Here is a 627-nt window from a genome sequence, read left to right as displayed (position 1 = left end):
ACGTCCGAGCCCAGTCCCAGAGAAACCTTGTGATGGCTTAGTCGGCCGGAATTGGTGGAGGGGTTGGAGGTAGGAAGGATCGCTTGTCCGAGGCATTTTTGTTGTTTGAAGGTTTAGGCCTTCATCTGATGGGAATGCTGGATTGATGTTGCCTGACCGCGCATCACCGGATGATATCTCGAGAAGCTGGTCTTAATGATACGACCTCGAAGTGCACCGGCGTGCCTTCATATGAGGATTGTATCGAACACGTCGATGTCATCAGGAAATGACTTGATTGTAAAAGGTAATCAAGTTGCCGTTCCTTCGGAACGGCTATGGATGAGCATAGACAATGAGAACGAAGAAGTGAATTAAGGGCATTTGGTGGATGCCTTGGCATGCACAGGCGAAGAAGGACGTGATACGCTGCGAAAAGCCGTGGGGAGCTGCGAATAAGCTTTGATCCATGGATCTCCGAATGGGGCAACCCACCTCAGATATCTAGAAAATCTGTTTTGCTGAACTTTTTGATCTCACGCGCCGTACCGCACTTCCTTTGGAAGTGCTGGCGCTGCGATGGCGCGGCGGACGCCCGCCGACGGCCTATCGGCCTGTACTGGTGCCTTGCTCGATCTTGAGTTTGGC

1 rRNA gene is annotated in these 627 nt (G+C 52.0%); it reads left to right on the top strand.

The features are described 5' to 3' along the window. Positions 1–343: 343 nt before the first annotated feature. Positions 344–627, top strand: a 23S ribosomal RNA gene (locus tag PL597_RS25980); the annotation flags it as partial.

The sequence above is a fragment of the Agrobacterium sp. ST15.13.013 genome (assembly GCF_027956525.1).
Lineage (GTDB): Bacteria > Pseudomonadota > Alphaproteobacteria > Rhizobiales > Rhizobiaceae > Agrobacterium > Agrobacterium salinitolerans.
The sequence above is the reverse complement of the archived record's forward strand: the minus strand, read 5'-3'. Positions and strand labels throughout refer to the sequence as shown.